This is a genomic window from Streptomyces sp. NPDC004561 (genome assembly GCF_053602155.1).
Genome location: NZ_JBSGDB010000031.1, coordinates 1 through 23,862 on the forward strand (window position 1 = coordinate 1; position 23,862 = coordinate 23,862).

Annotated in this window: 21 protein-coding genes; 6 read left to right on the plus strand and 15 right to left on the minus strand. The window is 70.2% G+C overall.

Annotation, left to right across the window (positions count from 1 at the left end; translation table 11 throughout):
- Nucleotides 1-224: 224 nt before the first annotated feature.
- The 14 genes from ACWEN3_RS06735 to ACWEN3_RS06800 all read right to left on the minus strand — a co-directional run bounded on the left by ACWEN3_RS06735 (nt 225) and on the right by ACWEN3_RS06800 (nt 14,945).
- Nucleotides 225-1,484, minus strand: a complete 1,260-nt coding sequence (locus ACWEN3_RS06735) for an aminotransferase class I/II-fold pyridoxal phosphate-dependent enzyme (protein WP_452966547.1) — start codon at nt 1,482-1,484, stop codon at nt 225-227.
- A 79-nt stretch (nt 1,485-1,563) separates the two neighbouring features.
- A complete protein-coding gene (locus ACWEN3_RS06740) occupies nt 1,564-2,928 on the minus strand; it encodes a condensation domain-containing protein (RefSeq protein ID WP_452966549.1) in 1,365 nt (454 codons plus the stop codon).
- Between the two features lie 44 nt (nt 2,929-2,972).
- Complete coding sequence (locus tag ACWEN3_RS06745) at nt 2,973-4,535, minus strand: amino acid adenylation domain-containing protein (RefSeq protein ID WP_452966551.1); 1,563 nt, start codon at nt 4,533-4,535, stop codon at nt 2,973-2,975.
- Complete coding sequence (locus tag ACWEN3_RS06750) at nt 4,528-4,815, minus strand: phosphopantetheine-binding protein (protein WP_452966554.1); 288 nt, start codon at nt 4,813-4,815, stop codon at nt 4,528-4,530. Before ACWEN3_RS06750 ends, ACWEN3_RS06745 begins: the two co-directional genes overlap by 8 nt.
- Before the next feature lie 66 nt (nt 4,816-4,881).
- Complete coding sequence (locus tag ACWEN3_RS06755; protein ID WP_452966556.1) at nt 4,882-5,634, minus strand: thioesterase II family protein; 753 nt, start codon at nt 5,632-5,634, stop codon at nt 4,882-4,884.
- Nucleotides 5,631-6,419 carry a hypothetical protein gene (locus ACWEN3_RS06760; RefSeq protein ID WP_452966559.1) on the minus strand — a complete coding sequence of 263 codons (789 nt, stop codon included), beginning with the start codon at nt 6,417-6,419 and terminating at the stop codon, nt 5,631-5,633. The genes ACWEN3_RS06755 and ACWEN3_RS06760 overlap by 4 nt, the downstream gene beginning before the upstream one ends.
- Before the next feature lie 68 nt (nt 6,420-6,487).
- Nucleotides 6,488-7,144: a hypothetical protein gene (locus ACWEN3_RS06765; RefSeq protein ID WP_452966562.1), complete on the minus strand. Its 657-nt coding sequence runs from the start codon at nt 7,142-7,144 to the stop codon at nt 6,488-6,490.
- Between the two features lie 511 nt (nt 7,145-7,655).
- A complete protein-coding gene (locus tag ACWEN3_RS06770; protein ID WP_452966565.1) occupies nt 7,656-8,453 on the minus strand; it encodes a dihydrodipicolinate synthase family protein in 798 nt (265 codons plus the stop codon).
- Complete coding sequence (locus tag ACWEN3_RS06775) at nt 8,446-9,612, minus strand: aminotransferase class I/II-fold pyridoxal phosphate-dependent enzyme (protein ID WP_452966568.1); 1,167 nt, start codon at nt 9,610-9,612, stop codon at nt 8,446-8,448. The genes ACWEN3_RS06770 and ACWEN3_RS06775 overlap by 8 nt, the downstream gene beginning before the upstream one ends.
- A gap of 63 nt (nt 9,613-9,675) precedes the next feature.
- Complete coding sequence (locus ACWEN3_RS06780; protein ID WP_452966571.1) at nt 9,676-10,542, minus strand: hypothetical protein; 867 nt, start codon at nt 10,540-10,542, stop codon at nt 9,676-9,678.
- 79 nt (nt 10,543-10,621) lie between these two features.
- Complete coding sequence (gene blsE / locus ACWEN3_RS06785; RefSeq protein ID WP_452966574.1) at nt 10,622-11,614, minus strand: cytosylglucuronate decarboxylase; 993 nt, start codon at nt 11,612-11,614, stop codon at nt 10,622-10,624.
- Between the two features lie 52 nt (nt 11,615-11,666).
- The gene (locus tag ACWEN3_RS06790; protein WP_452966577.1) at nt 11,667-12,488 is read right to left on the minus strand and encodes a phosphotransferase family protein; all 822 of its coding nucleotides are present in this window, start codon (nt 12,486-12,488) and stop codon (nt 11,667-11,669) included.
- Nucleotides 12,485-13,672, minus strand: a complete 1,188-nt coding sequence (locus ACWEN3_RS06795; RefSeq protein WP_452966580.1) for a DegT/DnrJ/EryC1/StrS family aminotransferase — start codon at nt 13,670-13,672, stop codon at nt 12,485-12,487. The genes ACWEN3_RS06790 and ACWEN3_RS06795 overlap by 4 nt, the downstream gene beginning before the upstream one ends.
- Complete coding sequence (locus ACWEN3_RS06800) at nt 13,656-14,945, minus strand: hydroxymethylcytosylglucuronate/cytosylglucuronate synthase (RefSeq protein ID WP_452966582.1); 1,290 nt, start codon at nt 14,943-14,945, stop codon at nt 13,656-13,658. The genes ACWEN3_RS06795 and ACWEN3_RS06800 overlap by 17 nt, the downstream gene beginning before the upstream one ends.
- Before the next feature lie 381 nt (nt 14,946-15,326).
- Between ACWEN3_RS06800 and ACWEN3_RS06805 the strand changes: the two genes are divergently transcribed.
- Genes ACWEN3_RS06805 through ACWEN3_RS06820 form a run of 4 tightly spaced genes read left to right on the plus strand, consistent with a single transcriptional unit; the run spans nt 15,327 to nt 19,153 of the window.
- Nucleotides 15,327-15,860, plus strand: coding sequence for a hypothetical protein (locus tag ACWEN3_RS06805; RefSeq protein ID WP_452966585.1), 534 nt, complete (start codon nt 15,327-15,329; stop codon nt 15,858-15,860).
- 14 nt (nt 15,861-15,874) lie between these two features.
- Complete coding sequence (locus ACWEN3_RS06810; RefSeq protein WP_452966587.1) at nt 15,875-17,023, plus strand: hypothetical protein; 1,149 nt, start codon at nt 15,875-15,877, stop codon at nt 17,021-17,023.
- The gene (locus tag ACWEN3_RS06815; protein WP_452966590.1) at nt 17,020-17,883 is read left to right on the plus strand and encodes a hypothetical protein; all 864 of its coding nucleotides are present in this window, start codon (nt 17,020-17,022) and stop codon (nt 17,881-17,883) included. Before ACWEN3_RS06810 ends, ACWEN3_RS06815 begins: the two co-directional genes overlap by 4 nt.
- A gap of 13 nt (nt 17,884-17,896) precedes the next feature.
- The gene (locus ACWEN3_RS06820) at nt 17,897-19,153 is read left to right on the plus strand and encodes an MFS transporter (RefSeq protein WP_452966593.1); all 1,257 of its coding nucleotides are present in this window, start codon (nt 17,897-17,899) and stop codon (nt 19,151-19,153) included.
- Nucleotides 19,154-19,174: 21 nt separating this feature from the next.
- Here ACWEN3_RS06820 and ACWEN3_RS06825 read toward each other — a convergent pair whose 3' ends face one another.
- Nucleotides 19,175-19,999, minus strand: a complete 825-nt coding sequence (locus tag ACWEN3_RS06825; protein ID WP_452966595.1) for a phosphotransferase — start codon at nt 19,997-19,999, stop codon at nt 19,175-19,177.
- A 149-nt stretch (nt 20,000-20,148) separates the two neighbouring features.
- Here ACWEN3_RS06825 and ACWEN3_RS06830 point away from each other — a divergent pair, with 149 nt between their 5' ends.
- A complete protein-coding gene (locus ACWEN3_RS06830; protein WP_452966598.1) occupies nt 20,149-21,939 on the plus strand; it encodes a non-ribosomal peptide synthetase in 1,791 nt (596 codons plus the stop codon).
- A 68-nt stretch (nt 21,940-22,007) separates the two neighbouring features.
- Nucleotides 22,008-23,858 carry a hypothetical protein gene (locus ACWEN3_RS06835; RefSeq protein ID WP_452966601.1) on the plus strand — a complete coding sequence of 617 codons (1,851 nt, stop codon included), beginning with the start codon at nt 22,008-22,010 and terminating at the stop codon, nt 23,856-23,858.
- The last annotated feature ends 4 nt before the right edge of the window (nt 23,859-23,862 follow it).

The window sequence follows — 23,862 nt, forward strand, 5'->3', positions numbered from 1 at the left end:
GCCAGGATGCCGGTGGTCGGCTGGGCGGCGCCAAGATTGCACGCGCAGAGACCCGCGGCCGCAACGAGGACGCTATCCGGGCCGCGATGGACAGGCTCTTCAAGGGCGACCTCCCGTGCGGCCTCAGCCGCGACCTGAAGACACTGACACTGGCCGCCGAAGAGTTTGAGCGGTGCCTGCGCACCCTCCTCCTCAGGACCTCGCCCTACGGGCAAAAGTCAAGTTCAGCGGTTGTCGCGTATCCGCATGCTTCCGGCACGCATGTCGCCCAGCGTTTCCGCGATTACTTCGACGCCGGCGGTGAGTGTGTCGGCGTCGGGAGTGACGCTGACACGGAAGCACTGACGAGCATGAAGCCCCAGCCCCTGGCTGTGCTCGGGATCGGTGAAGAAGTGCCGACCCGGTACGACAAAGACGCCCCTGGCCTTCAGGGCCTCGTACAGCACCAAGTCGTCGAACCACTCCTCGTCCACCCAGACCCAGAAGAACATGCCGCCGTCGCCCTCGTGCAGCCGCCATGCGACATCGGCGGGAAGTCGATCCAGGAGCAGCGACTTCACGAACTTCCTGCGCTGGGTGTAGAAGGGGCCGATCTCCAGGGCCACAAGGGAATCGAGGACGTCCGAATTCAGGGCGCGGGCCAGCGCGGCCTGGACCAGCTGTGGCGCGTGGAGTGTGGAGTTGGCCATGAAGGAGACGATCGGGGAGATGTACCGCTCGTCCGCGATGGCGAATCCGAGGCGCTCTCCCGGGAGTCCGGTCTTGGAGAGCGAGAAGACGTTGATGACGCGACGGTGTCGCAGCGGGGGCGTCGTCACCTCGCCGATGCGGGGGAACGGCGCGCCGTACGCGTTGTCGATCATCAGAGGTACGTCGTGGGCCTCGGCCGCGGCGACGAGACCGCGGATCTCGTCGGGCGTCGCGCATCGGCCGGTCGGGTTGCTCGGGGTGGACAGCAGCATCAGCCCGACGTCGGTCAGCCTCTCGATGGCGGGCATGTCGAAGAGATAGCGGAACGAGCGCTCGTCCAGCCGGTGCAGAACCGGTTCCACCCCGGCGATTCCTCCGGGCACCAGGGAAAGCCCTTGGTAGCCGGTGTAGTCCGGCGTCATGGGCAGCGCCAGCTGTGTGTCACGGACCTCGCCAGGTCCGGTGAACAGCGTCGCGGCGATGAAGCAGAGCATTTGGCTGCCGGGCCCCACCACGACGTTCTGGGGTCCGATGTCCCAGCCGTAATGCCTGTTGAAGTAGCCGACGATCGCGTCTACGAGCGTAGGCAGACCCCGGGACGGACCGTACTGGCAGCTGACCGTCCCGAAGCTGTCGTCCAGTGCCTCGGCAGTCATGCGCCGCCAAGTGTCGCTGACCTCCGGTATGTCCGCAGGGTTTCCTATGCCTAGATTCAGCCACCCCCGGCCCGTGGCCGAGCCCATGGAGGTGGCGATGTCCTCCATGATGAGCCGCAGCCCCGACAGCCTCGCCATCTTGTTTCCCGCCCGAGAGAGCCCCACTACGTCATGTCCTTTCTGTCGATGCGAGGCAGGATGTCCGCGCGTGGCCGAGTCACGTTCCCTCCGCCGAGCGCTCCGGCCGGGATTCCTTCGCGGTCCGTTGTCGGCGTGCCCCCTCCCCGATGCCGTCGAGCAGCCACGACACCATTCCGTCCGGGTTGCCACAGGCCCTGTCGAGCAGGGCCACGAAGCCATCCGTGATCCGCTCGGCCACACCGGCGGGGAAGAGGTCGACCGCGTACTCCAGGAATCCGAGGTACTCCCGGCCCTCTGCCACGAGGGTGAAACACAGGTCGAACTTCGAGACACCCGAGTGCACATAGACGCGCTGGGCCGTCAGCCCGGGCAGCCGCATCCGTGACGGCTGGGCGTCGTCGACCACGAGCACCGTGCGGACCATGCCTCGGCCGCCGGCTTCGCCGCGTCGTCGTGTCATGCCGACCAGTTCGCCGTACGGGATGTCCTTGTACGTGATCGCTTCGTGCCCGCGGGTGCGCACGTGGGCCACCAGGTTCGCGAAGGACGCGCCGGCGTCCACCGTCACCAGCAGCGGCAGCAGAGCGCTCATCGGAGCCATCAGCTGGTCGTGGCCGGCGGAGTCACGGTGCGAGACAGGCGCGCCCACGATCACGTCCCGCGCGCCCCCGGCCGAGTGCAGCAGCAGGGACACGATGGACGCGAACACGGTGAACGGCGTGACACGAAGCCGGCGGCACACGGCTCGTACGCGCTGAGCCGCCGCCGCGTCGACGGCGAAGGTGACGCGCTCCCCGCGGTCCGAGTGCTCGCCGCCCGCGCCTGCCGGTGCCCCGGTGTCGTCGACGGCGAGGGTGCTGGTCGCCTCCGGGGACAGCTCGCGCAGGTTCTCCCGCCAATAGGCCCGTACGGACGGGTCGTTCCGGTTCGACCGCTCGGCCAACGCGTGGGCGCCCGGCTGCAGTTCCACGGGAGCGACCGCCGCGGGGCGCCGCTCGACGTAGGCCCGGTAGTGCTCCTCGAATTCCCGTTCCAAGGTTTGCAGCGCCCAGTCGTCGACGACCAGATGGTGCAGCTGGACGACGAGCACCGTCGCCTGCGGCGCCACCTCGACCAACGTGGCCCTGATGGGGCTCTCGGCCAGGTCCATCGGACGACGCACCAGTTCCTTCAAGGTGTCGTCGAGGGACGCGGCTGCGCAGGACACGGTCTCCAGCTCCAGCCCGCGCTCCTCGGGGAGCACCCGCTGCACCAGGCTGTCGTCGTCCAGGACGAACCGGCTGCGCAGCGCCTCGTGGCGGGCCACGATCCGCTCCAGCGCCCAGTGCGCGGCGCCCCGGTCGAGGTCGCCCTCGAACCGGTGGACCCAGGATTCGATGTACCGGGAATCGCCGTCCCGCAGATGGTCGTCCAGCCAGATCGCCTGCTGTTCGACCGTCATCGGGTAGACGCCCGGACCGGACCGCGTCCGCCCCTCCCCGCCGTTCAAGGCCGACCGCGCCGAGAACCCGCCGCCAGCCGCCGCAACTCGGCCTGATCGGCCTTGCCGTTCGCCGTCACGGGGAAGCGGTCCAGCCTGCGGATCACCCGCGGCACCAGATAGTCGGGCAGGAGGAGGGACAGCGCCCCCCGCACCTCTCGCTCGCCCAGGAGGCCGTCGGCGCCCCCGGAACCGTCCGCCGGCTGCGCCACGTAGCACAGTGCCAGTGCGGTCACCTGACCGTCCGGCGCGCTGAGCGGCACCACGATGCACTCGCGCACGCCCTCGATCCCCCGGGCGGCGTTCTCGATCTCGGCCAGCTCGATGCGGTATCCGCTGATCTTCACCTGGCGGTCGCGTCGGCCGCGGAACTGCAGCACGCCCTCGTCGTCGATCAGGCCGAAGTCACCGGTGCGATAGATGCGTACCGGTGAACCGTCGATCTCCACCGTGGGGAACTTCTGCGCCGTCATCTCCGGCTCGTCCAGGTAGTGGACGGCGAGACCGGTGCCCGCGACGCACACCTCGCCCGTCTCGCCGGCGGCACACGGCGTGTCCGTCGGCGAGAGGATCAGCACGGCCGTGCCGGGCACGACGCTGCCCACCGGGATGCCCTCGGCGATGTCGCAGTCCTGCGGACGGATGAGATGTGTCGTGGTGAGCATGCAGTTCTCGACGGGCCCGTACCCGTTGCGCAGCGGTATCGACGGGTGGTGTTCGAGGAAGGTCCGCACGTGTCCGGGGGACAGCTTCTCGCCGCCGATGAGCATCTGCCGGACCCCGGTGAAGCAGTCGACGTCCTCGTCGACGAAGAGGTTGAAGAGCGAGGTCGTCAGCCACACCGTGTCCACGCCGACGGTGTGGATCAGCTCCCGAAGCGTGTTCGGCAGCAGGTGCCCCTGCGGAACGAGAGCCGCGCATCCACCGGTGCTCAGCTGGCCCCACAGCTCGAACGCGTACATGTCCCACGCGATGGCCGCCGCCTGCGGTGTGACGTGTCCCGGCCCGAAACCCGCGAGGCCGTGAGGTCCGAAGAGCCGGGTGACGGCACGGTGCGGGACGACGACGCCCTTGGGACGGCCGGTGGTGCCCGACGTGAAGAACACCGTCGCGGGATCGGCCGCGGTGACGTGAGCGGGGGTGAAGGCGGAGGCCCTGGCCGCGGGCTCGGTGAGGTCCTCGGACTCCACGCGGAGGACCTCGGCGTCGGCCTCGACCGCCGTGGCGGGTCCGGTGACGACGACCTTCGGTGACGTCTGCGCGAAGATCGCCGCCCGGCGGTCGGCCGGCCAGTCCGGGTCGACGTTCGCGTAGGCCGCTCCGCACTTGAGCACCGCGAGCTCCAGGGCGACCAGCTGAGGAGAGCGGGGCAGGACGAGCGGGACGATCTGTCCGGGGCCCGCCCCCTGGGCGGCCAGCAGCGCGGCGTAGGCGTCCGAGGCCGCGTCGAGGACCCCGTAGCTGATGGCGAAACCGTCGAGGATCAGCGCGGGAGCGTCCGACCGGTCGGCCGCGTGGCGGGAGAACGAGGCGTGGATCAGCGGCGCGGCGCCGCCCGGCTCAGCCATGCGCCTTCTCCGCCTTGGTCCGCAGTTCCTCGACGAACTCGTGCAGGACGTCGTTGGAGAAGAACCAGAGCGGCAGCGCCTTCATGCCGAGGCCGCGTTCGATCCGGGTGCAGATGCGGATCGCCTGCAGCGATGTTCCGCCGAAGTCGTAGAAGCTGTCGTCGCGGCCCACTCGGTCCACGTCGAGCACCTCGGCCACGATGGCCGCCACCTGCTCTTCCAGCTCGTCCCGTGGAGCCTCGTAGGTAGCCTCCACGAAATCCTCGCGCCCGGCCGTCATGGGCATACTCCTCACTGTGTCCGAAATGCGATATGCGGCATACCGGCGGTCGCCGTGTATGGTCGGTCAGTTTCCCCGGTACGGGGCGAGTGCCTCGGCGATGCCGGAGTGCACGGCCGCGGCGGACTCGAAGATCGCGAAATGTCCGCCGGGCAACGCGTGCAGCACGAATTCCCGCGCGGTGTGCACCGCCCACGGCTCCGTCGCGGACACGTCCGCGCCCCGGTCGTCGATCCCGGCGAAAGCGGTGACCGGAAGGTCCAAGGGCGGTTCCACCGCGTGCGCGTAGCCTTCGTTGACGGAGAAGTCGGCGGCCAGCAGGGGCTGGAGCAGAGCGAGCAGATCCGGCTCGGCGAGGACTTCCTCGGGTGTGCCGCCGAGCCGGCGCAGCAGGTCGGCCAACTCGGCCGGGTCCATGCCCGCCAGGTCGTGCCTGACGAGGGGCGTCTGCGGGGCGCATCGCCCGGACACGAACAGATGGACGGGCAGCGGACCGTCGATCCGTCGCAGTTCGCGCACCGTCTCGAAGGCGCACAGCGCACCCGTGCTGTGCCCGAAGAGGGCGTACGGCGCCCGCACCGAGTCGGCGATCACCCCCGCCAGCTCCTTGGCCAGCGGCTCCACGCTCGCGAACGGCTCCTCCCCGCGGCGTCGCTCACGGCCGGGAGGCTGGACCGGGCAGGCCGCGATGTCGGGCGGAAGACCCTGTCCCCAACTCCTGTACGTGGTGGCACCGGCACCCGCGTGCGGCAGGCACAGAAGTCTGATGCCGGCCTCCGGACGGGTGCCGAACGGCAGCCAGGGATTCCCCGTCGTCACGCCGTCCCCAGGGAACTGGTTCGACGGAGACGGGAAAGGACGGAGTCCCGTGTGGCGGCCTCGCTGACCGGATCGTTCCCCACGCTGTCGACGACGACCGACGTCGTCGTGGCGGCGCCCGGCCAGTCGCCCCGGAACGGATGGTCACGGGACACGATGTGGAGCACGTCGCCGTTCCACCGGGGAGCGGTGTTGTTGTGAGCGGCGACGAGATGGGTGATCCAGCCGACGTAGTGCTCGATGAACAGCTCGGCCGAGTCCTGGATCTCCTCGATGCTCGCCCCGTCGTCGGCCATCGTGTCCATCGCGAACTTCCGCAGGATCGTCCGGACTTCCTCGATGGTCCGGCGCGGGTCGTCGCGCAGTGCGGCGGCGGAGAAGAGCAGGCCGTCCGAAGCGGCGTCGAGGATCGCGACGGCCTCGTCGCCGCCGAACGCGGCGAACGCGGTACGGCACTCCTCCTCGACGGCCTGCGCCGAACACGGCCCGCTGTCCAGCAGGATCAGCGGCGGCGCCGTTCCCCGCACGGCGGTCAGCTGCGCCACGGCCTCCTGAGCGAGATGTCCCGCCATGCAATACCCGATGACTCCGGCCACCGACGACGGTTCGACGCCGGAATTCCCGACCAGCGCCCGGGCATATGACTCGGCGTACAGTTCATCCGGCAGTTCACTGCCCATCGCATAGCGAACGTCGAATCCGTCGTCTTCCAGCCGCAGGTCGCTGACATGCTTCGTGTCCCGGCGCCCGGGATAGTCGAATACGAGGAGCTGGGGCTTTTCCATCAGCCTATGAGCCCAATCTGTGAGGTGCCCGACTTCCAAGGACGGGAGAGCGCGGGAGAGCACGGCCCTCACCAGCTAGTCGCTCCCCGGTACGTCCCCGGTGCCGGCATGCCGGGTGCCGGCGGCAGCACCGGGAAGAGCGGGCTGATGCCGGACGCCGCGCACCAGCTGTCGCTCCCCGATGACGTGTCGCACCAGTGGATCCGCTCCCAGCGCAGCGCGGCGGCGTTCAACTCGACCAACACCCGGTAGATCTCGGCGGCTTCCGCGAGGCCGCGGTCCTGCGGAGCGACGGGATCCCGGCGTTCGGTCAGCCGACCGAGCCGTTCCCAGTCGGTGGCGCCGACCGACTCGACCGCGCCGGCGAAGGCATCCCAGAGTTCCGCCGCCACCTGCCGGAGCCGCCCGAGCAGTTCGGTTTCGCGGCCGATCGACGGGCACGGCCACCGTGGCCCCGGACCGGCCGTACCGACGGCCCGTCTGTTCCCGCCCACGATGCTGACCACCTTCGCCGGGCCGCTGTCCTCGGGTGTCCGGCACCCGTCCACGGCCGGGTGCTCCCGGCCGCCCGGGAACTCCCGGCCGAGTGCCGCCACCGAGCCGGCGAAGTCGATCAGCCGGACCGTTCTTCGGACGGTGTGGACCACCAGGTGGAAGTCGCGGGCCTCGATGCTGCGGGCCGCCGACGAGAGGCCGTCGACCGAGCGGGCGGCGATGAATTCCATGAGTGGCCGGGCCGCCGACGAAAACGGCCGCCGCGGGAGTCCGCTCCCGGGCACGTCCCCTCCAGAACCGTCCACGGTGTTCCTCTCCTGTGCTCGGGTGCCGGCGTCGGCCCGAAACGGCCGGCCGCCCGCCCTCGTCGCTTACTGCCAGCCGGTGTCGGTCGGCGACATGACGGCCTCGGCGGCCGCCGAGGCATCGACACGCACGGGGGCGGGGTGACTGCTCCCCGACGCGGATACGACCACCGCGGAAACGGCGAGAAGCGCGGCGACAAGAGCAGTCGAAAACTTCGCGGGCATGAGTGATTCCCCCTAGGAAAAGCTCTCTGATTTATCCGAGCTCATCCTCTGGAACGGAGTGCGGATATCACGCTCAAGGCACTGACCGGTTCAGCGGACGAGGTATTTCCCGAACACCTCAAGAATCACTCAGCGCCCAACTGCACCGCAACACACGGGTACTGGCCACAAGTGCGCACGGAACTTGAAGCTACCGACGGCCGACCGCCGCTCAGCGCGATTCCGCCAGGGCTGCCGTCCGCAACACCCCTTGGCGTACGAGGGCTTGCTTGGTCCGGGCGACATAGTCCGGATCGAACAGGCCGAGTCCGCGGCAGATGTCGGTGACCGTGTCCTGGAGCGCGGGGGTCGGGCGGGCGGCGAACCGGCCGCAGAGTTCCGGCTCGATCAGGGCCAGCGGTCCGATCAGCCCGGCGACCCCGGGCGTGGCGGTCAGGAGGTCCTCCCAGCCCTGGTACACATCGACGTCCCCGACCGCGTGCACCAGCGACCGCGTCACCTCGGGGGCTCGGCTGGACTCCTTCACGCCTGCGACGTCGGGCAGCGAACACACCGCGACCAGGGTCCCCAGGTCCAGCTCGACGCCGCTGACCACGCTCTCGTTGTAGACATGGACGGGGATGTCGAGGGACGCCGCGATCCGCGCGTACGCCCGGTACACCTCCCGCCGGCCGCGGCCGGCCGACCAGGGCGGTCCCACGAAGACTCCCGCGGCACCGTGCCGAGCCGCCCAGCGGCCCCGGGCGATCACTTCGTCCGGGTCGGCGCACTGGATGCCGGTGAGCACCGGCAGACCGTCGGCCGCCTCCAGGGCCGCGAGGTTGACGGTGCGCCAGCTCTCCGGATCCAGCCGCCAGCCCTCGCCGCAGCTGATGGTGGGCACCACGGCCCGGACGTGCGGGCGGACCCGGGCCACCTGGGCCCGCACACATGCCGGGGAAACCCGGCCATCGGCGTCGAACGGCGTGATGAGCGGAGCCATGACCCCGCCGGGACGCCACTCACCCATGGCGCAGCACCACCTCGCGCAGTCGGCGCATGGAGGCGGCGAACTCCTCCGGGTCACGGGCGAGCGCCACGCGGATCCACCGCTCGCCCAGCTCCGGACGGCTCCAGAAGAAGAAGGTGCCCGGCAGCACATGGACACCGGCGTCGGCCAGTTCCTGCTGCAGTTCGGTCGCGTCGGGGGCGCCGTCGGCCAGCTTGAACCAGGCGACGCTGACCGGGACGGCGGGTTCCTGGTGGTGCAGCACCGTGCCCCGGGTGAGTTCCCGGGCCAGCGCCCGGTTCGTCGACAGCACGTCGGACACGGACGCGAACCCGTCCGCCACGGAGTCCTCGATGTACTGGGTGAGCACATTGAGGGTGAACGGGGAGACGTTCAGCAGCACGCTGGTGTGAATGTTGTACAGCTCCGGATAGATGTCGGCGCTCGCCGTGATCAGGGAGCACTTGGCGTCCTGCACCGGCCAGGTCTTGCCGGTGTCCTCCATGGCGATGTAGCTGACGCCGGACGCCTCCAGGATCTCGTAGACGTCGATCGGCCCGCCGGGGGAGCCGAGCGCGAACGCGGCGAAGCAGAGGTCGAGGACCAGCAGGCGGTCGTTCTCCCGGCAGAACCGGACCACTTCCTCAAAGATCCGCCGGCCGCCGGTCAGCAGGCTGTGACCGGTGGGGTTGTTGGGATCGACGAGGAAGACGACCTCGGTGCGGGGCTGCTGCGCCAGCTGGTCGTAGACGGTGTCCGCGGACGACAGCACCTGCTCCGGCAGCGACACCAGCTCGATGTCGAGGTTGACCAGCAGATCGCGCAGATTGTCGAAGCACGGTTCGATCAGCGACAGGCGCGCGCCGCGCCGCTTGAGGTACATGCCGGCGATGACGGTGGAGATGGAGGCGGCGTAGGTCAGCAGTGTCCGGTCGAGGCCGAGCGCGGTGTGCTGGCCGCGGAAGCGGAAGAACGTGTCGATGAAGCGCTGTTCGATGGTGCTCTGCTTGCCCGCTTCCGACTCGTACCAGAGCTGGGGCAGCGACGCCACGATCCGGCGCTGGCCCGGGGACTGGGACTGGTGGGTGTGGGCGTCGGCCAGGTTGTGCTCCGAGCCCAGGGCCCGGATCTCGTGCTGGGTGAGGTCAGCGGCGCTCACGGACAGGGCGGTGCCAGACATGGTGCTCCTTGGACGGTTCAACAGCTTCGGTCGGACGGCCGAAGCAGGTGGAACGGTGCGGGATCAGACCGGTGCGAGACACAGTTGCCGGATCTGACGGGCGAGCTGCGTCGCGCCGCCGAGAGATCCCGCCCGGCCGGTGTCCACGGGCCAGACGTCCGGTGTCACGGTCAGGTCCGTACGGTCACCGGCTCCGCCGGCCAGGACGCCGAGGGCCTCCCGGACGCGCGACTGCCGGATGCCGGTGGCGGGGAGCAGCCGCAGCGGCAGGTTCGCGGACTGGGCGAAGGTCGTCGCCAGCAGGGTCGGTTCGGCCACCAGCAGGTCGGTCCGGCGCAGGGCGCGGGGCCAGTCGGCGAGGCCGATCCGCGCGAAGGCGAACTCGCCCAGTCGGCTCGCCAACCGGTCCCAGTCCGCCGCGGCCAGGTCGGTCAGGACCGGAATCGGCCCCGTGGCCGGGTCCCAGTCACGCAGCGCGGAGCGCAGGGCCGCCTCGGTCTGTTCCGGCTTCGGGCAGCCGCAGGTCAGCTGGACGGCCGGGCCGCCTCCGCCGGCCGACCGGACCCGCCTCGGCGGAGCCACGTTGGACACCCGGATGTCGGACCGGGCGAACTGCCGGTCCCGGCCGCACGACGGGGTCAGCCAATCCGGCACCTGCCAGCTCACGATGGTCGCGTGGACATCGGCCGTGCCCGGGTCTCCGGGGGCGGCTCCGGCGGGGTGCAGATAGACGGTGGGCAGGCCGGCCGCCATCAGTTCGGCGCACCGGTCCGGATCTCCCACGACCAGGGCGGCCGTCGCGGAGTCGTCCGCGCCAGCCCGACGGAACTCGGCCAGGTGGGCCGCCACGAACTCCAGGTCGGCTGCGGCGTGCAGGTCGTCGGGGCGTGCGTGGAGGACGAGCGAGGGCCCGTCGTCGGATGTGCTCAAGGCATGCTCCTCGGTGGGTGATGACGCGCTCGGGGAGGCGAGCAGGGGAACGCCGCCCGGGTGAGCACACCGGTGGGGGTCAGTAGTGCCAGGCCGGGACGGCTCCGAGCCGGGCCATGTCGTCGCTGTAGCCCGCGGCCGTGGTCGAGCAGCCGTTGCACACGCGGGGTCCTTCGGTCCGGAACAGCTCGGCGTGCTTGCGCAGCGCGGGGCTGTCGAGGAACACGCGTCCCCGCTCGTCCCGCAGCGGTGCTCCCCCGGGCCCGTCGCCGTCCCGGTGCGGCAGACAGCTGCACCCGAACGCGCGGCCCTGCTTGGGGTCGAGATAGATCACGTCGTCGGTGACGTAGCAGAGCGGGAGCGAGGCCCGCGGCGTGACGCCCTGGTCGAAGAAGGCGTCCTGCTCCTCGGGCGTGTCCCCGTAGAACCGCTTGCCGAGCGGGACCAGGACCTGCTCCGGATCGGCGGTGTAGACCGGGTCGCACACCCGCAGCACGTCCTCGCGCGAGGGGTAGGTGATGGTGCGCTCCAGCTTGAGTGCCGACAGCTCCCACTGGCTCACGCCGGCCTCGGTGAGCACCCGCTGCAGCTCGGGCAGCTGGTCGTAGTTGTGCGGCCCCGCCACGGTGTTGACCCGGGTGAGGATGCCGGCGGCCCTGGCCGCGCGCAGTCCGTCCAGCGCTCGGTCGAAGCAGCCCGGGGTCCGGCGGTAGACGTCGTGGGTCGCGCCCGAGGAGCCGTCGATGCTGACCACGATCTGCGCGAGTCCGGCAGCGGCCAGGGTGTCGACCATCTGGGGCAGCCGGAAGCCGTTGGTGATCAGCGACATCTTCATGCCCGCCGCGGTCCCGGCCTCGACCAGCTGCACGACCTGCTGGTGCATCAGGGGCTCGCCGCCGGTGAACCTGACGTAGCCCACTTTGGCGTCGACGGCCTGCGGCAGGAGCTCGGCGAAGTCGTCCACGGTGAAGCGGTAGCTGTCCCGGGACAGCGCGAACTCGCACATGAAGCAGTCCGCGTTGCAGGCCTCCAGAATCCTGATGAACAGGTAGCGGTGACGATCGCCACTCATCGTGTCTCTCCTTGGGTCGGGTGCTTTCGGGAATCGGACGGCGGGTCGGGGGTCAGCCACGGCCCCATCTCCCGCCGTGCAGCCGGTCCTTCACCAGGTCGGCGATCCGGCCACTGGTGCCGGTGGGGAGGACGCCGCCCGCCTCCAGCGCCACGTGCCGGGCGAGGACGTGACCGGCGACCAGGTCGAGGTCGGGCTGCCGTGGGGCGTGGGCCCGGTAGCCGGGCAGGAGGTGGTCCAACTGGTCGGGGGCGAGCTGGCCCAGGTCGCTCTCGGGGCTGGCCGCGCGGGCGTCGGTCCAGTCGAGGACCAGGGCGACCCGCCCTCGCCGGGAGACCAGGTTGGGCGAGCGGAAGTCGCCGTGCCCGGCCACCTCGCGACTGGTGCGCCAGTCCTCGGCCGCCCGTCGGAGCAGGGCGTCGCCCCAGGACCCGCCGGGGATCCCCACGCTGCCGCATGCGCGCAGGGCGGTGTCGTAACGCGCCCTGCGGCGCGGCAGGTTGTGGGTCTCCTGGGGGAACCGGTGCCCCGGCACGGCATGCAACGCCGCGAGCGTCTCACCCGCCGCGGCGAGGCCCGACCGGCTCTCCACCGGCACCCCCGCGACATGCCGGTACACCAGGTAGGGGCGTCCGTCGGCCAGCACTCCGCTGCCCGCCTCCTCGGGCGCAGGCACACCACTGCCGCGGGCCACCTGCCAGCAGCTCAGCTCCTGTGCGGTGTCCAGCGGCCAGGACCGGCCCAGCCGCAGCACGAGTTCGGAGCCGATGTAGACCGCGCAGTTGCCGCCGTGCAGCAGGCGCACATCGTGTACGTCCGGGTCTCCGCACCGCGTCAACACCTCCGCCGCCCGGGCGAGCTCGCCTGCGCTCATCCCTTCAGCAGCTCCGCCGTGGCGGCCGCGATCCTCCGGGCGTCCTGAGGGCTCATCTGGCTGCCGAGCACCAGGGTCCGGTCCCACAGGGCGCGCTCGGTGCCGAGGAGGTGCTCCTCGCGCTCGCCCCACCAGCCCCGCGAGGTCATCCAGGGCTTGACCCACGGCATGCCGATCAGGGCGGGGTAGTGCCAGCCCGGGATGCCCTCGGCGACCAGCGCGTCCACCAGCCAGTCGCGGTGGCCGGCCCACTCCTCGTCCAGGACGAGCGCCACGTCGAACCAGGCCGGCGTGCAGTCCAGGCCGACGGCCGGCCGAGCGGTGCGGAGTCCGGCGTCGTCGAAGATCTCGAACATGGCGTCCGCCGTGGCATTGCGTGCGGCGACCCGCTCGGGCAGCTGCCGCAGGGCGGCGTGGGCCAGGATCGCCTCGATCTCGCCGCCGCGGAAGTTGTAGCCGGGGAAGACGCCCTCGAAGTTGCCGGACTTGCCGTGGTGCCCGTAGGTGCGCATCCGCCAGTCGATGTCCGGGTCGTCGTAGACGTTGAGGCCGCCCTGCCCCGCGGTGACCAGCTTCTTCGTGGAGCCCGCGAAGGAGCCGATCTCGCCGTACGAGCCCACCGGCTTGCCGCGCAGTGTGGCGCCGTGGGCCTGGCCGCCGTCCTCGACGAGGTACTGGGCGCCCGATGAGTGCCGGATGGCCTCGACGTCGGCCACGTTGCCGAAGAAATGGGTGATCAGCGCCGTGTGCACGGGGGTTCCGTCGGTCCACTCCGCCACGTCGTCGACGCACTGCAGCGTGTCGGGATGGGTCGGCAGGAAGACCGGGCGGGCCCGCAGGTGGTAGATCGCGTTGAGGCTGGCCACGAATCCCGAGTCGCTGAGCGCGACCGGCGTGCCCTCGTCGACCCCGAGGGCGAACAGCGCGGTCTGCAGCGCGGCGGTCCCGGACTGATGGAAGAAGGCGCGCTCACGGCCGATCAGCGCCGCGAAGTCCGCCTCCAGGCGCTTGCTGTGCGGTCCTCCGCCCCAGTAGACGGTGCGCCGGGTGCGGATGAGCGCGGCCACGTCGTCGGCCGCCTCGGGGACGATTCCGGTGTCCTCCCAGGGGAGTTCGTCGAACCGGGGGGTGCCGCCGTTGATCGCCAGGGACCGGTCCTGCTTGAGTTCATCGGGATGCCGCATGGGCAGGTGCCTCCATCTCTCGCATGTCGCCAAGCTGCTTGTGAATACGCAAAGTTGCTGCGGCCGGGGGGCGGACGTCCGCGTGCCCGAGCCGCGTCCGCTCGATGACCAGGTCCACGACGTCGGCCACCTCGGTGGCACCGTCGCCCCCGGTCGGTCCGGAGAAGGCCGCCATCCGGGCGCCGGGCCGGCCCGAGGCCTCGATGGCCTCGTTCAGCCGGGCGGTGAGCCAGGGGCGGTGCTCGGACCGCTGTTGGGCGGCGGCCGCGATGCGCCCGTAGAGGTAGCGGACGGCTTCCGCCTCGCCGCGTGCCTTGTGCGTGTCGAGCACGGCTTCGTCCACCACGTCCGCCGGCCAGCCGACCACGATCCGGGGATCGACCTGACCGGCGACGTCGGCCGCGTTGACGATCTGACTGAGGTTCTGCGGTGGCAGGACCACGCAACGCTGGTTCAGCGATGCCGTCTCGAGCAGGGTCGTGCGCCCGGGCGAGGTGACGACCAGTTCGGCCGTACGCAGCGCTTCCAGGAACTCACCGCGCGGCAGCCGCCCGCCACGGATCGAGAGCCCGGTCGACGCGGGCGTCGGCGGCAGCCGGTCGAGGTCCACGTTGCCCGTGACGATCACGTCCCGGAAGCCCTGGTCCCGCAGCGCTGTGAGGGCGCTGTCCAGGACGAGCGACAGGTAGGCGTTGTCGTCACCGTCCCGGAACGGGGACTCCAGACCACCCAGGTTGAGGACCGCGCGGCCGGGCACCGGCGTCGGCCCGTCGTGCCCGGCCATGCCGACCACCGGCCCGACCCAGTGCAGCGATCGGATGCGCCGCAGCGACGACCAGCAGGCCCGAGGCAGTGCCGGGCACAACTGCGCGCAGTACGCCTCGACCTCGACGGGCAGTTCGTCGCGGTCCGTCCAGAGGAACGGGAGGCTGTCCAGGTACACCACCGGCACCCCCACCGACTGGAGCCGGGAGGCGAGTTCCGGATCGAGCACCACCAGGGCCGCCGAGATGCGACGGGTCGCGACCAGCGCGGCGAACTCTCCGTCGTCGGCCGGCACGTCCAGCCAGGCGTCGAGCGGATGCGCGCCCAGCACCGGCCGGCCGAGGGCCGAGGCCAGTCCGACAAAGCCGAGCCGGTCGCCGTGCCGGGCACGCAATACGTCCATGACAGCGGCGATCTTTCCGACGCTGCCCCAACCGAACTGCACGCCGGCGACGGCGACGACGGGGTCTTCTCCATGGGCCGAGAAATGCGACCTGGTACTGGTCATGTATCCCCCCATGAGATGCAGAAACATTGCGACTGCCTTTGCGGCAGCCCGTAGAGATACTCCACACTCCCGCTGAATGAGTCCACGGAAGGCCACTGGCCACAAGTGGCCGACAGACTTGCTGACACTGGCCGAGCCGTTCTTCGACTGTCCGACCGGCTAGGGTTTTGCTTGTTGACAGTCCTCGGGAATCGCTCCTATCGTCATCGGCACCACAGCGCCGATGACAATTGGCGTCGGGAGAGCGGCACTTCCTTCTGCAGCACATTCGAGTGCTTCGCGCATGCCGGCGAGTCTTCCCGGAATCATGCGGACCGTTTGCATCGAGTACCGCTTCGAATCTCCCGTTCTTTCCCTTCATTCCACACAAGAGGTGACACCTTGCAGGCTGCTGCCCCGGTCCAGGTAAGCGTCGATCTCACGGGAATCAATGTCTTCGTCGGCGGACCCATTCAGTACGCGATCGAGGACGACGGGTTCTACTCGCCGCTTCGCCGTACCCTTCACGGCATCATCGAGGCGATCCAGGAAGCCAATGGCACCGTGTTCTCGGCCCATGTGGCCGAGAAATTCGGAGTCGACACCCCACTGTTCTCCCCCCAGCAGGTCTCGGTCCGGGACTTCGACTGGATGCGCCGGTGCGACGTCTTCGTCCCGGTGCTGCCCGTGCTGGGGGACGACCTGCTGCGTACCGACGGGACACACGTCGAGATGGGCTGGGCGTCCGCGCTGCGCAAGCCCATCAAGCTGGTCACCCGGCAGCCCATGGCGTCCAACGCGAGTCACCTGCTCCGCGGACTGCCGGAGATCGCCGAGGTGTCGCTCTTCGACGACATCGAAGTGGCCCAGGACCCCGGAACGCTGCTCGCATCGATCGCCCGGTCCGCCCGCCCCGCGGTCCGCGCGGCTTCCTGACAGGAAGAAGCATCATGACTGACGGGTACATCGAACGTGACTGGGTGATCCGCTGGCTCTCCAAGAACCTGGGTCTCGCGCTCTCGGCCGAGAGTCCACTGCGCGGTGACGTCGACTCACTCATCATGGCCGAACTCCTGACCGCGGCGGAGTACGAGCTGTCCCGCGACGCCTGGACCGATTTCACGCCGGCCTGCTTCGACACGGTCGAGACTCTGTCGCAGCATCTGGCCAACTCCCCGGCGGGCGTGGAGAAGCACTGGTACCGCCCGCTCGACGAGACCGGCCGCCGCGGAGCGGCTCACGACGGTTTCGACCGGGCCCGCACCTCTCTCGGCGAGGTCGTCGTCGGAGCGGCCACGAGGCAGGCCGTCACCGGCAGCACCGGCAGCGTCATGCTGGTCGGTGAACCCGCCGTGGCGATCACGGATCTCGTCGCCGACCTCGACGCGGCGGTGGCCGCCCTCGATCCGACCTCGGTGTGGTACCCGATGCTCACCAATGCCGGAACCGGTCGGGACCACCCGCAGAACGTCGCCTCGTCGCTGGAGACGGGTCGCCTGCAGCACGCGGCCTGTCTGGAGCTGCTGGAAGAGCTCGACGAGCGCCCCGACGGCCTGTACTGCGGCATCGGCTACGCCTACCGGCGGGAGCCGGCACGGCGTTGGGACAGTGCGGGGCGCCTTGAGGCCTACCGGGTCTGGGAGGCCGTGTGGTGCGGGTCCGCCGAGAACGCGCCGACGGCCATGGCGGAGATCAAGCGCGCGGTCGCGGCCGTCCTCGGCCGGTTCGTCAAGGGCGACTGGGAGTCGGCCCTCGACGGCTTCACGCCCGGCGTGACGCGGAAGAGCGAATGGACGGTCGCGGCCGGCGAGCCGGGCGCGGGGATGGCCCTGTCGTCGCTGAACGACCACGGTACGACGTTCGTCCACGACGGCCGGTCGAGCTTCTGCCTGGGCGTCGGCATCGACCGCCTGGCCGACCTGGACCTGCTGTGGACGCGCACGGACGCATGGACGGTCCCGGACGGCGAGCCGGACACAGGGACGGCCTCGCCGTCGCCGAGCGACCACGGTACGAGGCTCGCCCGCACCGGTCGGCCGAGCTTCTGCCTCGGCACCGGAATCGACCGCCTGGATCCCGCCGGGCTGGACCTGCTGTGACCGACGCGATGGGGCAATGGGGCCTGGTCGGCCGCAGGATGACGGCGGTCGGCGAGGGGACGCCGGAGATATGGCGGGACGCGGGCCTCCGCTCCTGCCCCGGCGACCGGGGCGCGGGGATCGTCCTCGGCTCGCTCAGCGACGGGATCGACGAGTTGCTCACCGCCCCGGCGTTCGTCGCGCAGCCGTGCATCGGACAGAGTTCCGGTGATGTCCGACAGCTGCCGGTCAGCGTCGTCTGGGAGGTCCTGCTCCCGATGCTGGTCGCGGCCGGCAAGCAGAGCGACGTGGTCGTCCGGATCAATCTGGCCGAGGAACAACTGAAGTACCCGCACCGAGCCGAGCAGTTCGCGCATGTCGCGGACGCGGTGGCGACCGCGACGAGAGAACTCGCGGACGAGCTGGGCCTACCGAGCGAGGTGGAGGTCAAATCCCGCCCCCCGGCGTCCGCCGTCTCGGTCGACACATCGACGCTGTACGGGATCTTCGCCCCGTTCCAGCCCGACATCGACCACCCGCGGGGCTTCCAGAACGAGGACGACATCCTCATCGCGTTCACGTGGTATCTCGCCCGCTACCGCGAACTCCCCGACGGCGCCTGCATCGTGGAGGGGGCCCACATGGTCGACGCCGTTCGCGCCGCGCTGGGCCCCGACGCCCCCTACCTGGCAGCCCTCGGTCTGCCCGCACCGAGCGGACGGGCGTGCCTCGTCCAGGACGCGCCCGTGGGCGAGCGGATCACCATGACGAACCTTGAGGATCTGCCGCTCGACTGGTGGCCGGAGCAGGTCGTCCAGTCCGTCTTCGGGAGAAGTCTCCGGGCACTCGCCCTCGATTTCCGTGACAACTTGACGTCCTGAGAATGGGATCACGATGAAGACTGGTAACCAGCTGAGGGTTCTGGCCTCGGTCGACTGGGTGCGTCTGCCGTTTCTCCTGGCCTTCCTCGGTCGACTGCCCCTGTACATGACCTCCGTCGCGCTGGTGCTGTGGACCGACGCGGCAGGTCGGTCCGCCCTTCTCGGCGGGTTCTACGTCGCGGTGCTGAACTGCGGGGTCGCGGTGGCGGCTCCCTGGCTCGGCCACCTGGCGGACCGGCGCAGTCGCCCCTTCGCTCTGCGCCTCACCGGCATCGTGCAACTGCTGGCGCTGGGGACGCTGTCCCTCCAGTCCCCGTCCTTCGTGCCGCTGAACGCGGTCCTCTGTCTGTTGGCCGGACTGACGACACCGCCGATCAGCTCCGCGCTGCGGTCGATGGTCACGGATCGGGCGCAGGACGGCGAGCGGGACGCGATCTTCACCGGTGAGGCCATGGTCGGATCACTGTTCGCGATCCTCGGTCCGCTGGCGCTCTCCGGCTTCGTCCTGCTCGGCGGCGCTCAGTCGGCGCTGACCGCCGGCGCTGTCCTCCTGGGTGGATCGGCCGTCGGGCTGTCGTTCCTCCCGGTCATGCGCTCCGTCCCCCGGTTGCCGGAATCGGACGACCGTCAAGAACCCGAATCACATGGCGCACTCGCCCCGCTGCGGCAGCTCGGTTTTCGCGCGCTGACCGTCCGGATGGTCATCGAGGCGATCGCGGGCGGTGTGGAGCAGGTCGCGCTTCCGGCGTTCGCGGTGTCGATCGGTTCGGCGGCGCTGATCGGTCCCCTGTGGGCCATCTCCGGGGGCATCGGCCTGGCCGCGGGGGCCGCGTACGCCCTCAGAACATGGCGGATGCCCAAGGAGACGCTGTACTGCATCGGTGTCACGGGTCTGGCCGTGTCGTACGTGGTACCCGCTTTCGCGAACTCGTTCACCACGATGGTGCTGGCCCTGTCGGCGGGCACGATCCTGGTGGTGCCCGTGATCGCGACGGAGTACGACCTCGTGGCGCGAACGGTGCCGGAGACGCAACGCAACAGCGGCTTCGCCATCATGACGTCCGCGTCCATCTGCGGCACGGCGATCGGGGCGCAGGCCGGCGGCTTCGTCATCGTGCACAGCGACTACCGGGGTGCGTTCGTCTTCGCGGCCGTCCTCGCCGGCCTCGCGGCGCTCATGTCCTGGCGGAGCCGCAAACTGTGGGCCGAACCGCCGACCACCGCGGTCGCGCCGGTGCTCCCCGCGGCGCTCGAAAGCTCCGACCGGTGAACAAGGAGGAGCGGATCCCTCTCACGCCCCGCCGAGCAGCGGGCCACGGTTCTCCTGAAGCCAGTGGGCCTCATCGCTCATCTCCGTCGCATCGCCCCGTGCCAGGAAGTCGGCCCACGGTTCGACTCCGCGCGCGCCCAGGCGTCGGATGCGCTCGGCTTCGCGTTCCTGAAGCCCCGCCAGGGCGTCCAACACGGCCTGCGGCTGCGCTCCGTAGGCGGAGCAGAGAGTCGCGAGGCGGGTACGCACCATCGTCATGCCGGTGATGCCCCGATCCCGTTCGGGATCGGTGGGGCGCAACGGCACGGCGTACCAGGCGAGTTGCGCCAGGTCGTCGATGGCGTACCCGGGTGCCGCGAAGTCCCAGTCGATGAAACCGGTCAGGCGGTCGCCGTCCCAGATGGAGTTCCACGGGCCGAGGTCGCCGTGCCGGATCACCATGCCCGGCTGCCATTCCTCCTCGGTCAGCTGCCAGCGAGCGCCGGGCGACGGCCGGAAGTCACGTACGGCGTGGTGGTAGTCCCGTAGCCAATGCCCGAGTTCCACCAGCCCGTGCGGGGATTGCAGACAGGGAGGCCACGGCTTGAAGGCGGGCTCTCCGTGAAGCAGCGACAGCACCTCCTCCTGGCCGTCGATGCCCAGGGCGCGCGGCGCTGTGCGGAAACCCACCGTCTCCAAGTGCTTCAACAGCGCATGCACCGCCGGCGTCCACTCCCTCACGGGACGCCTGATGGTGTCACCCACCCGCCGAACCGTGGTCACGCTGCCCTGGTCAGTGGCGCCGTCCTCAATCACCTCGCGATGATAACTCCCGTCACTCGCCTGCCGGGTCGGCCGATCCCCCACCCCGGCGACTTCATGTTCCCCACGCACTTGTTGTCAGCGCTCTCGCGTTGTCGCGCGACCAGACGCCCAACCATGCTTGCCGCATCGGGAATTCCGAATTCAGACACGGCCGAGCCACCCCGCCCCCGAACCTCCCAGGAGATATCGCCGTGACCGCATCCGCCCAACCGGCTGCCGGCGCCGAGACTCTGACCGGCCTCTTCGCTGCCGCTGTCGCCCGCTTCGCCGACCGGCCGGCGGTCTCCGACGACCAGCAGACGCTGACGTACGTGGAACTGGACCGGCGCTCCGACGCCCTCGCCGACACCCTGCGCGGGCACGGCATCGCAGCCGAGGACCGCGTCGGCCTCTGCCTGGAGCGCTCCGTCGATGTCTTCGTGGCCGTCCTCGGCGTACTCAAGGCGGGTGCCGTCTACGTCGCCGTCGACACCCGGTACTCCGACGCCCACCGGGACCGGATGCTCACGCACAGCGGCGCGAAGCTCGCGGTGATCGAGCCGGAACGGCAGGACCTCCTGAGCGCCCTCGCCCTCGACGTACTGCCGTACCGCAGCGAGCCGACCACCGGGGTGCGGACCGGCGCCGACGACCCCGCCACGCCCGCCGGCGCCGCGAGTGTCGTCTTCACCTCGGGGTACTCCGGGACGCCGAAGGCCATCTCCCTGGAACACCGCAACATCGTGTCCTTCGCCACCGATCCGGACCTGCCCCGGCTGCTTCCCGAGGATCGCGTCGGCCAGATCTCCGGCCCGTCGTCCGGCGCCTTCCACTTCGACATGTGGACGACGCTCGCGCACGGCGCCCAGGTGACCGTGCTGCCGCCGGTTCCGGAACTGCTCGCCGCGGACTTCCAGCGTGAGCTGAAGCGCCGGCGCATCACGGCGATGCTCGTCCCGACCGCGGTCGTCCACCAGGTCGTACGGGAGGACCGGGACGCCTTCGCCTCGCTGCGCGTCCTCCAGGCCGGCGGCGACGTTCTCCTGCCGTCGGTCTGCCAGGACCTGCTGGCAGGGGCGTTCGAGGGCGAGCTGTACCACCTCTACGGCTCCGCCGAGATCACCACCGCCTGCACCGCGCAGCGGGTGACGGCCGTCGAGGCCGAGCTCGACGACGTTCCCGTCGGCCGCCCGCTGCACGGCGTCACCGCGTACGTCCTCGACCCCGACCGGCGTCCTGTCGCCCCGGGCGAAACCGGGGAACTGTACGTGGGCGGCCCCGGTGTCGCCCGTGGCTACCTCGACGCGGCCGACCTCACCGACGAGCACTTCGTGCCCGACCCGTTCGCCCCGGGCCCGGCGCGGCTGCACCGCACCGGCGACATGGTGCGCGAACGTGCCGACGGCGGCCTGGAGTTCCGTGGCCGGGCCGACTCCCTGACCGAGATCCGCGGCCACCGCGTCGAGCCCGGCGAGGTGGAACGCGAGCTGCGCCGCCACCCCCAGGTGCACGAGGCCGTCGTACTGCCCTCCGGCGAGGGCTCCGACCGCCGCCTGGTGGCGTTCGTCGTCCCCGACGGCTCACTCCCCCTGAAGGAACTACGCGCCTACGCCGAGGCCGAACTGCCCGACTTCATGGTGCCCGGCCACTTCATCGCCCTGACCGGGATCCCGGCGAACGACCACGGCAAGCGTGATGCGCGGCGACTGAAGGAACTCCTCGACCAGCACCACGCACGCCGGCGGAACCACACCGCTCCCGCCACCGAGACCGAGCGTCTCCTGGCGGACCTGTGGGAGTCGCTCCTGGGCACCGAGGGCATCGGCGGCAACGACGACTTCTTCGAGCTCGGCGGCCACTCCCTGCTCGCCTTCCGCATGCAGAGCCGGATCAAGCGTGCACTCGGGGTGGTCCTGGAATACCGCACGGTGGTCGCCCACCCGGTCCTGTCCGCTCTCGCCGCCGAGATCGACGCGGCCAGAAGCGAGGTGGACTTCCTTTGAAGGTCGACTTCCCTTGAAGGGAGACCGCCTTTGAACCAGATACGGAAACACGAGAGAGGCGATGCGCCGTGACGTCCATCGAGCGCAGTGAGATGTTCCATCCGTGCGACACCACCGCCGCCCTGTCGCAGGCGGCCACTCGCCTTCTTGACGGACAGTCGAAGGTAATTCCCTTCCTCGCCTCCGACCGCCCCGACCTGCGCGCGTCGGCCGGCAGGGCAGAGGATCTCTACGGCACGGTCCAGGTTCCGGAACCCGCCGACACGGGCCTGGACCTCCTCGGGAACACCCCCGAGGCGGACGCCGTCCGGGTCCTGCTCCGCCCGCTGGCACGCACCTGGACGACGGACCCGGCGATGGCGTCCGCTGCGCGCTCGCTGCTCATCTGCGGTCTCTACCAGAACCTGTTGTCGACGATCGTGGCGCCCCTCGTGGGCTACTCCGTCCCCCGCCCAGGGGTCTCCGTGCTGACCGGCAGAGACCTGGCGTCCGTCAGCTGGATGATCGCGAAACAGTACGCCCGGGTGAGGCCGGACGTCACCCGGCAGGCGCTGCTCACCAGCCAGGACGTCGTGGACGACCCGCCGAACGACGTAGCGGTGCTGTCCTACGAGGACTTCCAGACCCGCGACATCCGCGGATTCCTGTCCGAGGCGCCGTGGCGGCGCCTGCAGTTCCAGTCACATGGAAAGGATCAGGTCCTGCTCCTGGGCGACTGGGCGCTGTCCGGAGTCAGCGACGTCGACGCGCCCGAGGGCCCCGTCACACTGCGGCCCCGATTCGGCTACGGCTACCCGGACCCCGAGAACAAGCTCAGGTTCATCCGGTTCTCCGAGTTCGTGGCGGCCGAACTGATATTGAACTCCTGCCACAGCGGCCCGTTCCCCGACACCGGCTCCTACGCCGTGCGCTACCAGATGGTGCTGGCGGCCATCGACGGCACCGCGCAGACCGTCGTCGCCGCCGTCACGAACAGCAACGCCGGAATGCCGGAGTCGGCGCGGTTTCTCGCCCAGCACGACCCGGACGAGGACATGGCGGCCGTTCTCAACGCCAGCATCGGCGACGTCAACCCGTACGGCGTCTTCCTGCGTCACGGAGTGCAGTGGAAGCCGAACGGTCCCGCGGCGGCCATGGCAGTCGTCGGCGCCGGCGATCGGCGACAGCAGGAGACCGACCGGCTCCTGTCCGTCGCGCTCGACCGGGCCGTGGGGTGGGCGGAGAGCGGGATCCTCCCCGCCGACCACCCGTCGAAGGCGGCCTGCGCCAAGTTCCTGAAGAAGTACACCCGGCTGCTGTGCCGGACCTCCGCCACCGAGTCGGAGCGCATCCATGCCCAGTTGGTGCGTGATCTGGCTGCGTTGGACCGCTCCATCGCCCAAAGGATCGCGGCCGACCCGGACGATCCGATGATGGACTACCCCGACTACTGGGCCGATCGCAGCGTGGTGCGCTCGACGCCCGAACAGGTGGCGTGCGACACCTGCGGAGACATCGCGCAGAAGTTCCTCCGGACGGGCAAGAGCCGCGTCATCCCGGACGTCGAGGTCGTCGGGTGCCTGCGCTGCGGCGACGGCGACTTCCGTCCCGCTCACGCTCCGGCCGTGATCACCAGGTCACCCGTGAGCACGTACATGGGTGCGTCGGTGACCGTGCGGCTCGAAATCTCCCAGGCACGGAACGGCACCGTGCACTACGGCTTCTACGCCCCTCCCTATCTCACCGACTACGCCCTCCACGCCCCCTTGCGCTCCACCACGATCGAGACGGACGGCGTGTTCACGGACGGCTTCACCCTGACCCTGGGCGCGTCGGTCGTCCCGCAGATGTACTACTACACGGTGTACGCGGTCCAGGACCTGAGCATCAGCCTCGCCCGCCACAACCTCGGGGTCCGGCCGGGCCCGGCTCTCTCCTGAGGAT

Coding starts and splice junctions, on each gene's coding strand:
- ACWEN3_RS06735 (WP_452966547.1), bottom strand. CDS start 1,484: ATGGCGAGGCTGTCGGGGCTGCGGCTCATCATGGAGGACATCGCCACC.
- ACWEN3_RS06740 (WP_452966549.1), bottom strand. CDS start 2,928: ATGACGGTCGAACAGCAGGCGATCTGGCTGGACGACCATCTGCGGGAC.
- ACWEN3_RS06745 (WP_452966551.1), bottom strand. CDS start 4,535: ATGGCTGAGCCGGGCGGCGCCGCGCCGCTGATCCACGCCTCGTTCTCC.
- ACWEN3_RS06750 (WP_452966554.1), bottom strand. CDS start 4,815: ATGACGGCCGGGCGCGAGGATTTCGTGGAGGCTACCTACGAGGCTCCA.
- ACWEN3_RS06760 (WP_452966559.1), bottom strand. CDS start 6,419: ATGGAAAAGCCCCAGCTCCTCGTATTCGACTATCCCGGGCGCCGGGAC.
- ACWEN3_RS06765 (WP_452966562.1), bottom strand. CDS start 7,144: ATGGAATTCATCGCCGCCCGCTCGGTCGACGGCCTCTCGTCGGCGGCC.
- ACWEN3_RS06770 (WP_452966565.1), bottom strand. CDS start 8,453: ATGGGTGAGTGGCGTCCCGGCGGGGTCATGGCTCCGCTCATCACGCCG.
- ACWEN3_RS06775 (WP_452966568.1), bottom strand. CDS start 9,612: ATGTCTGGCACCGCCCTGTCCGTGAGCGCCGCTGACCTCACCCAGCAC.
- blsE (WP_452966574.1), bottom strand. CDS start 11,614: ATGAGTGGCGATCGTCACCGCTACCTGTTCATCAGGATTCTGGAGGCC.
- ACWEN3_RS06790 (WP_452966577.1), bottom strand. CDS start 12,488: ATGAGCGCAGGCGAGCTCGCCCGGGCGGCGGAGGTGTTGACGCGGTGC.
- ACWEN3_RS06795 (WP_452966580.1), bottom strand. CDS start 13,672: ATGCGGCATCCCGATGAACTCAAGCAGGACCGGTCCCTGGCGATCAAC.
- ACWEN3_RS06800 (WP_452966582.1), bottom strand. CDS start 14,945: ATGACCAGTACCAGGTCGCATTTCTCGGCCCATGGAGAAGACCCCGTC.
- ACWEN3_RS06810 (WP_452966587.1), top strand. CDS start 15,875: ATGACTGACGGGTACATCGAACGTGACTGGGTGATCCGCTGGCTCTCC.
- ACWEN3_RS06820 (WP_452966593.1), top strand. CDS start 17,897: ATGAAGACTGGTAACCAGCTGAGGGTTCTGGCCTCGGTCGACTGGGTG.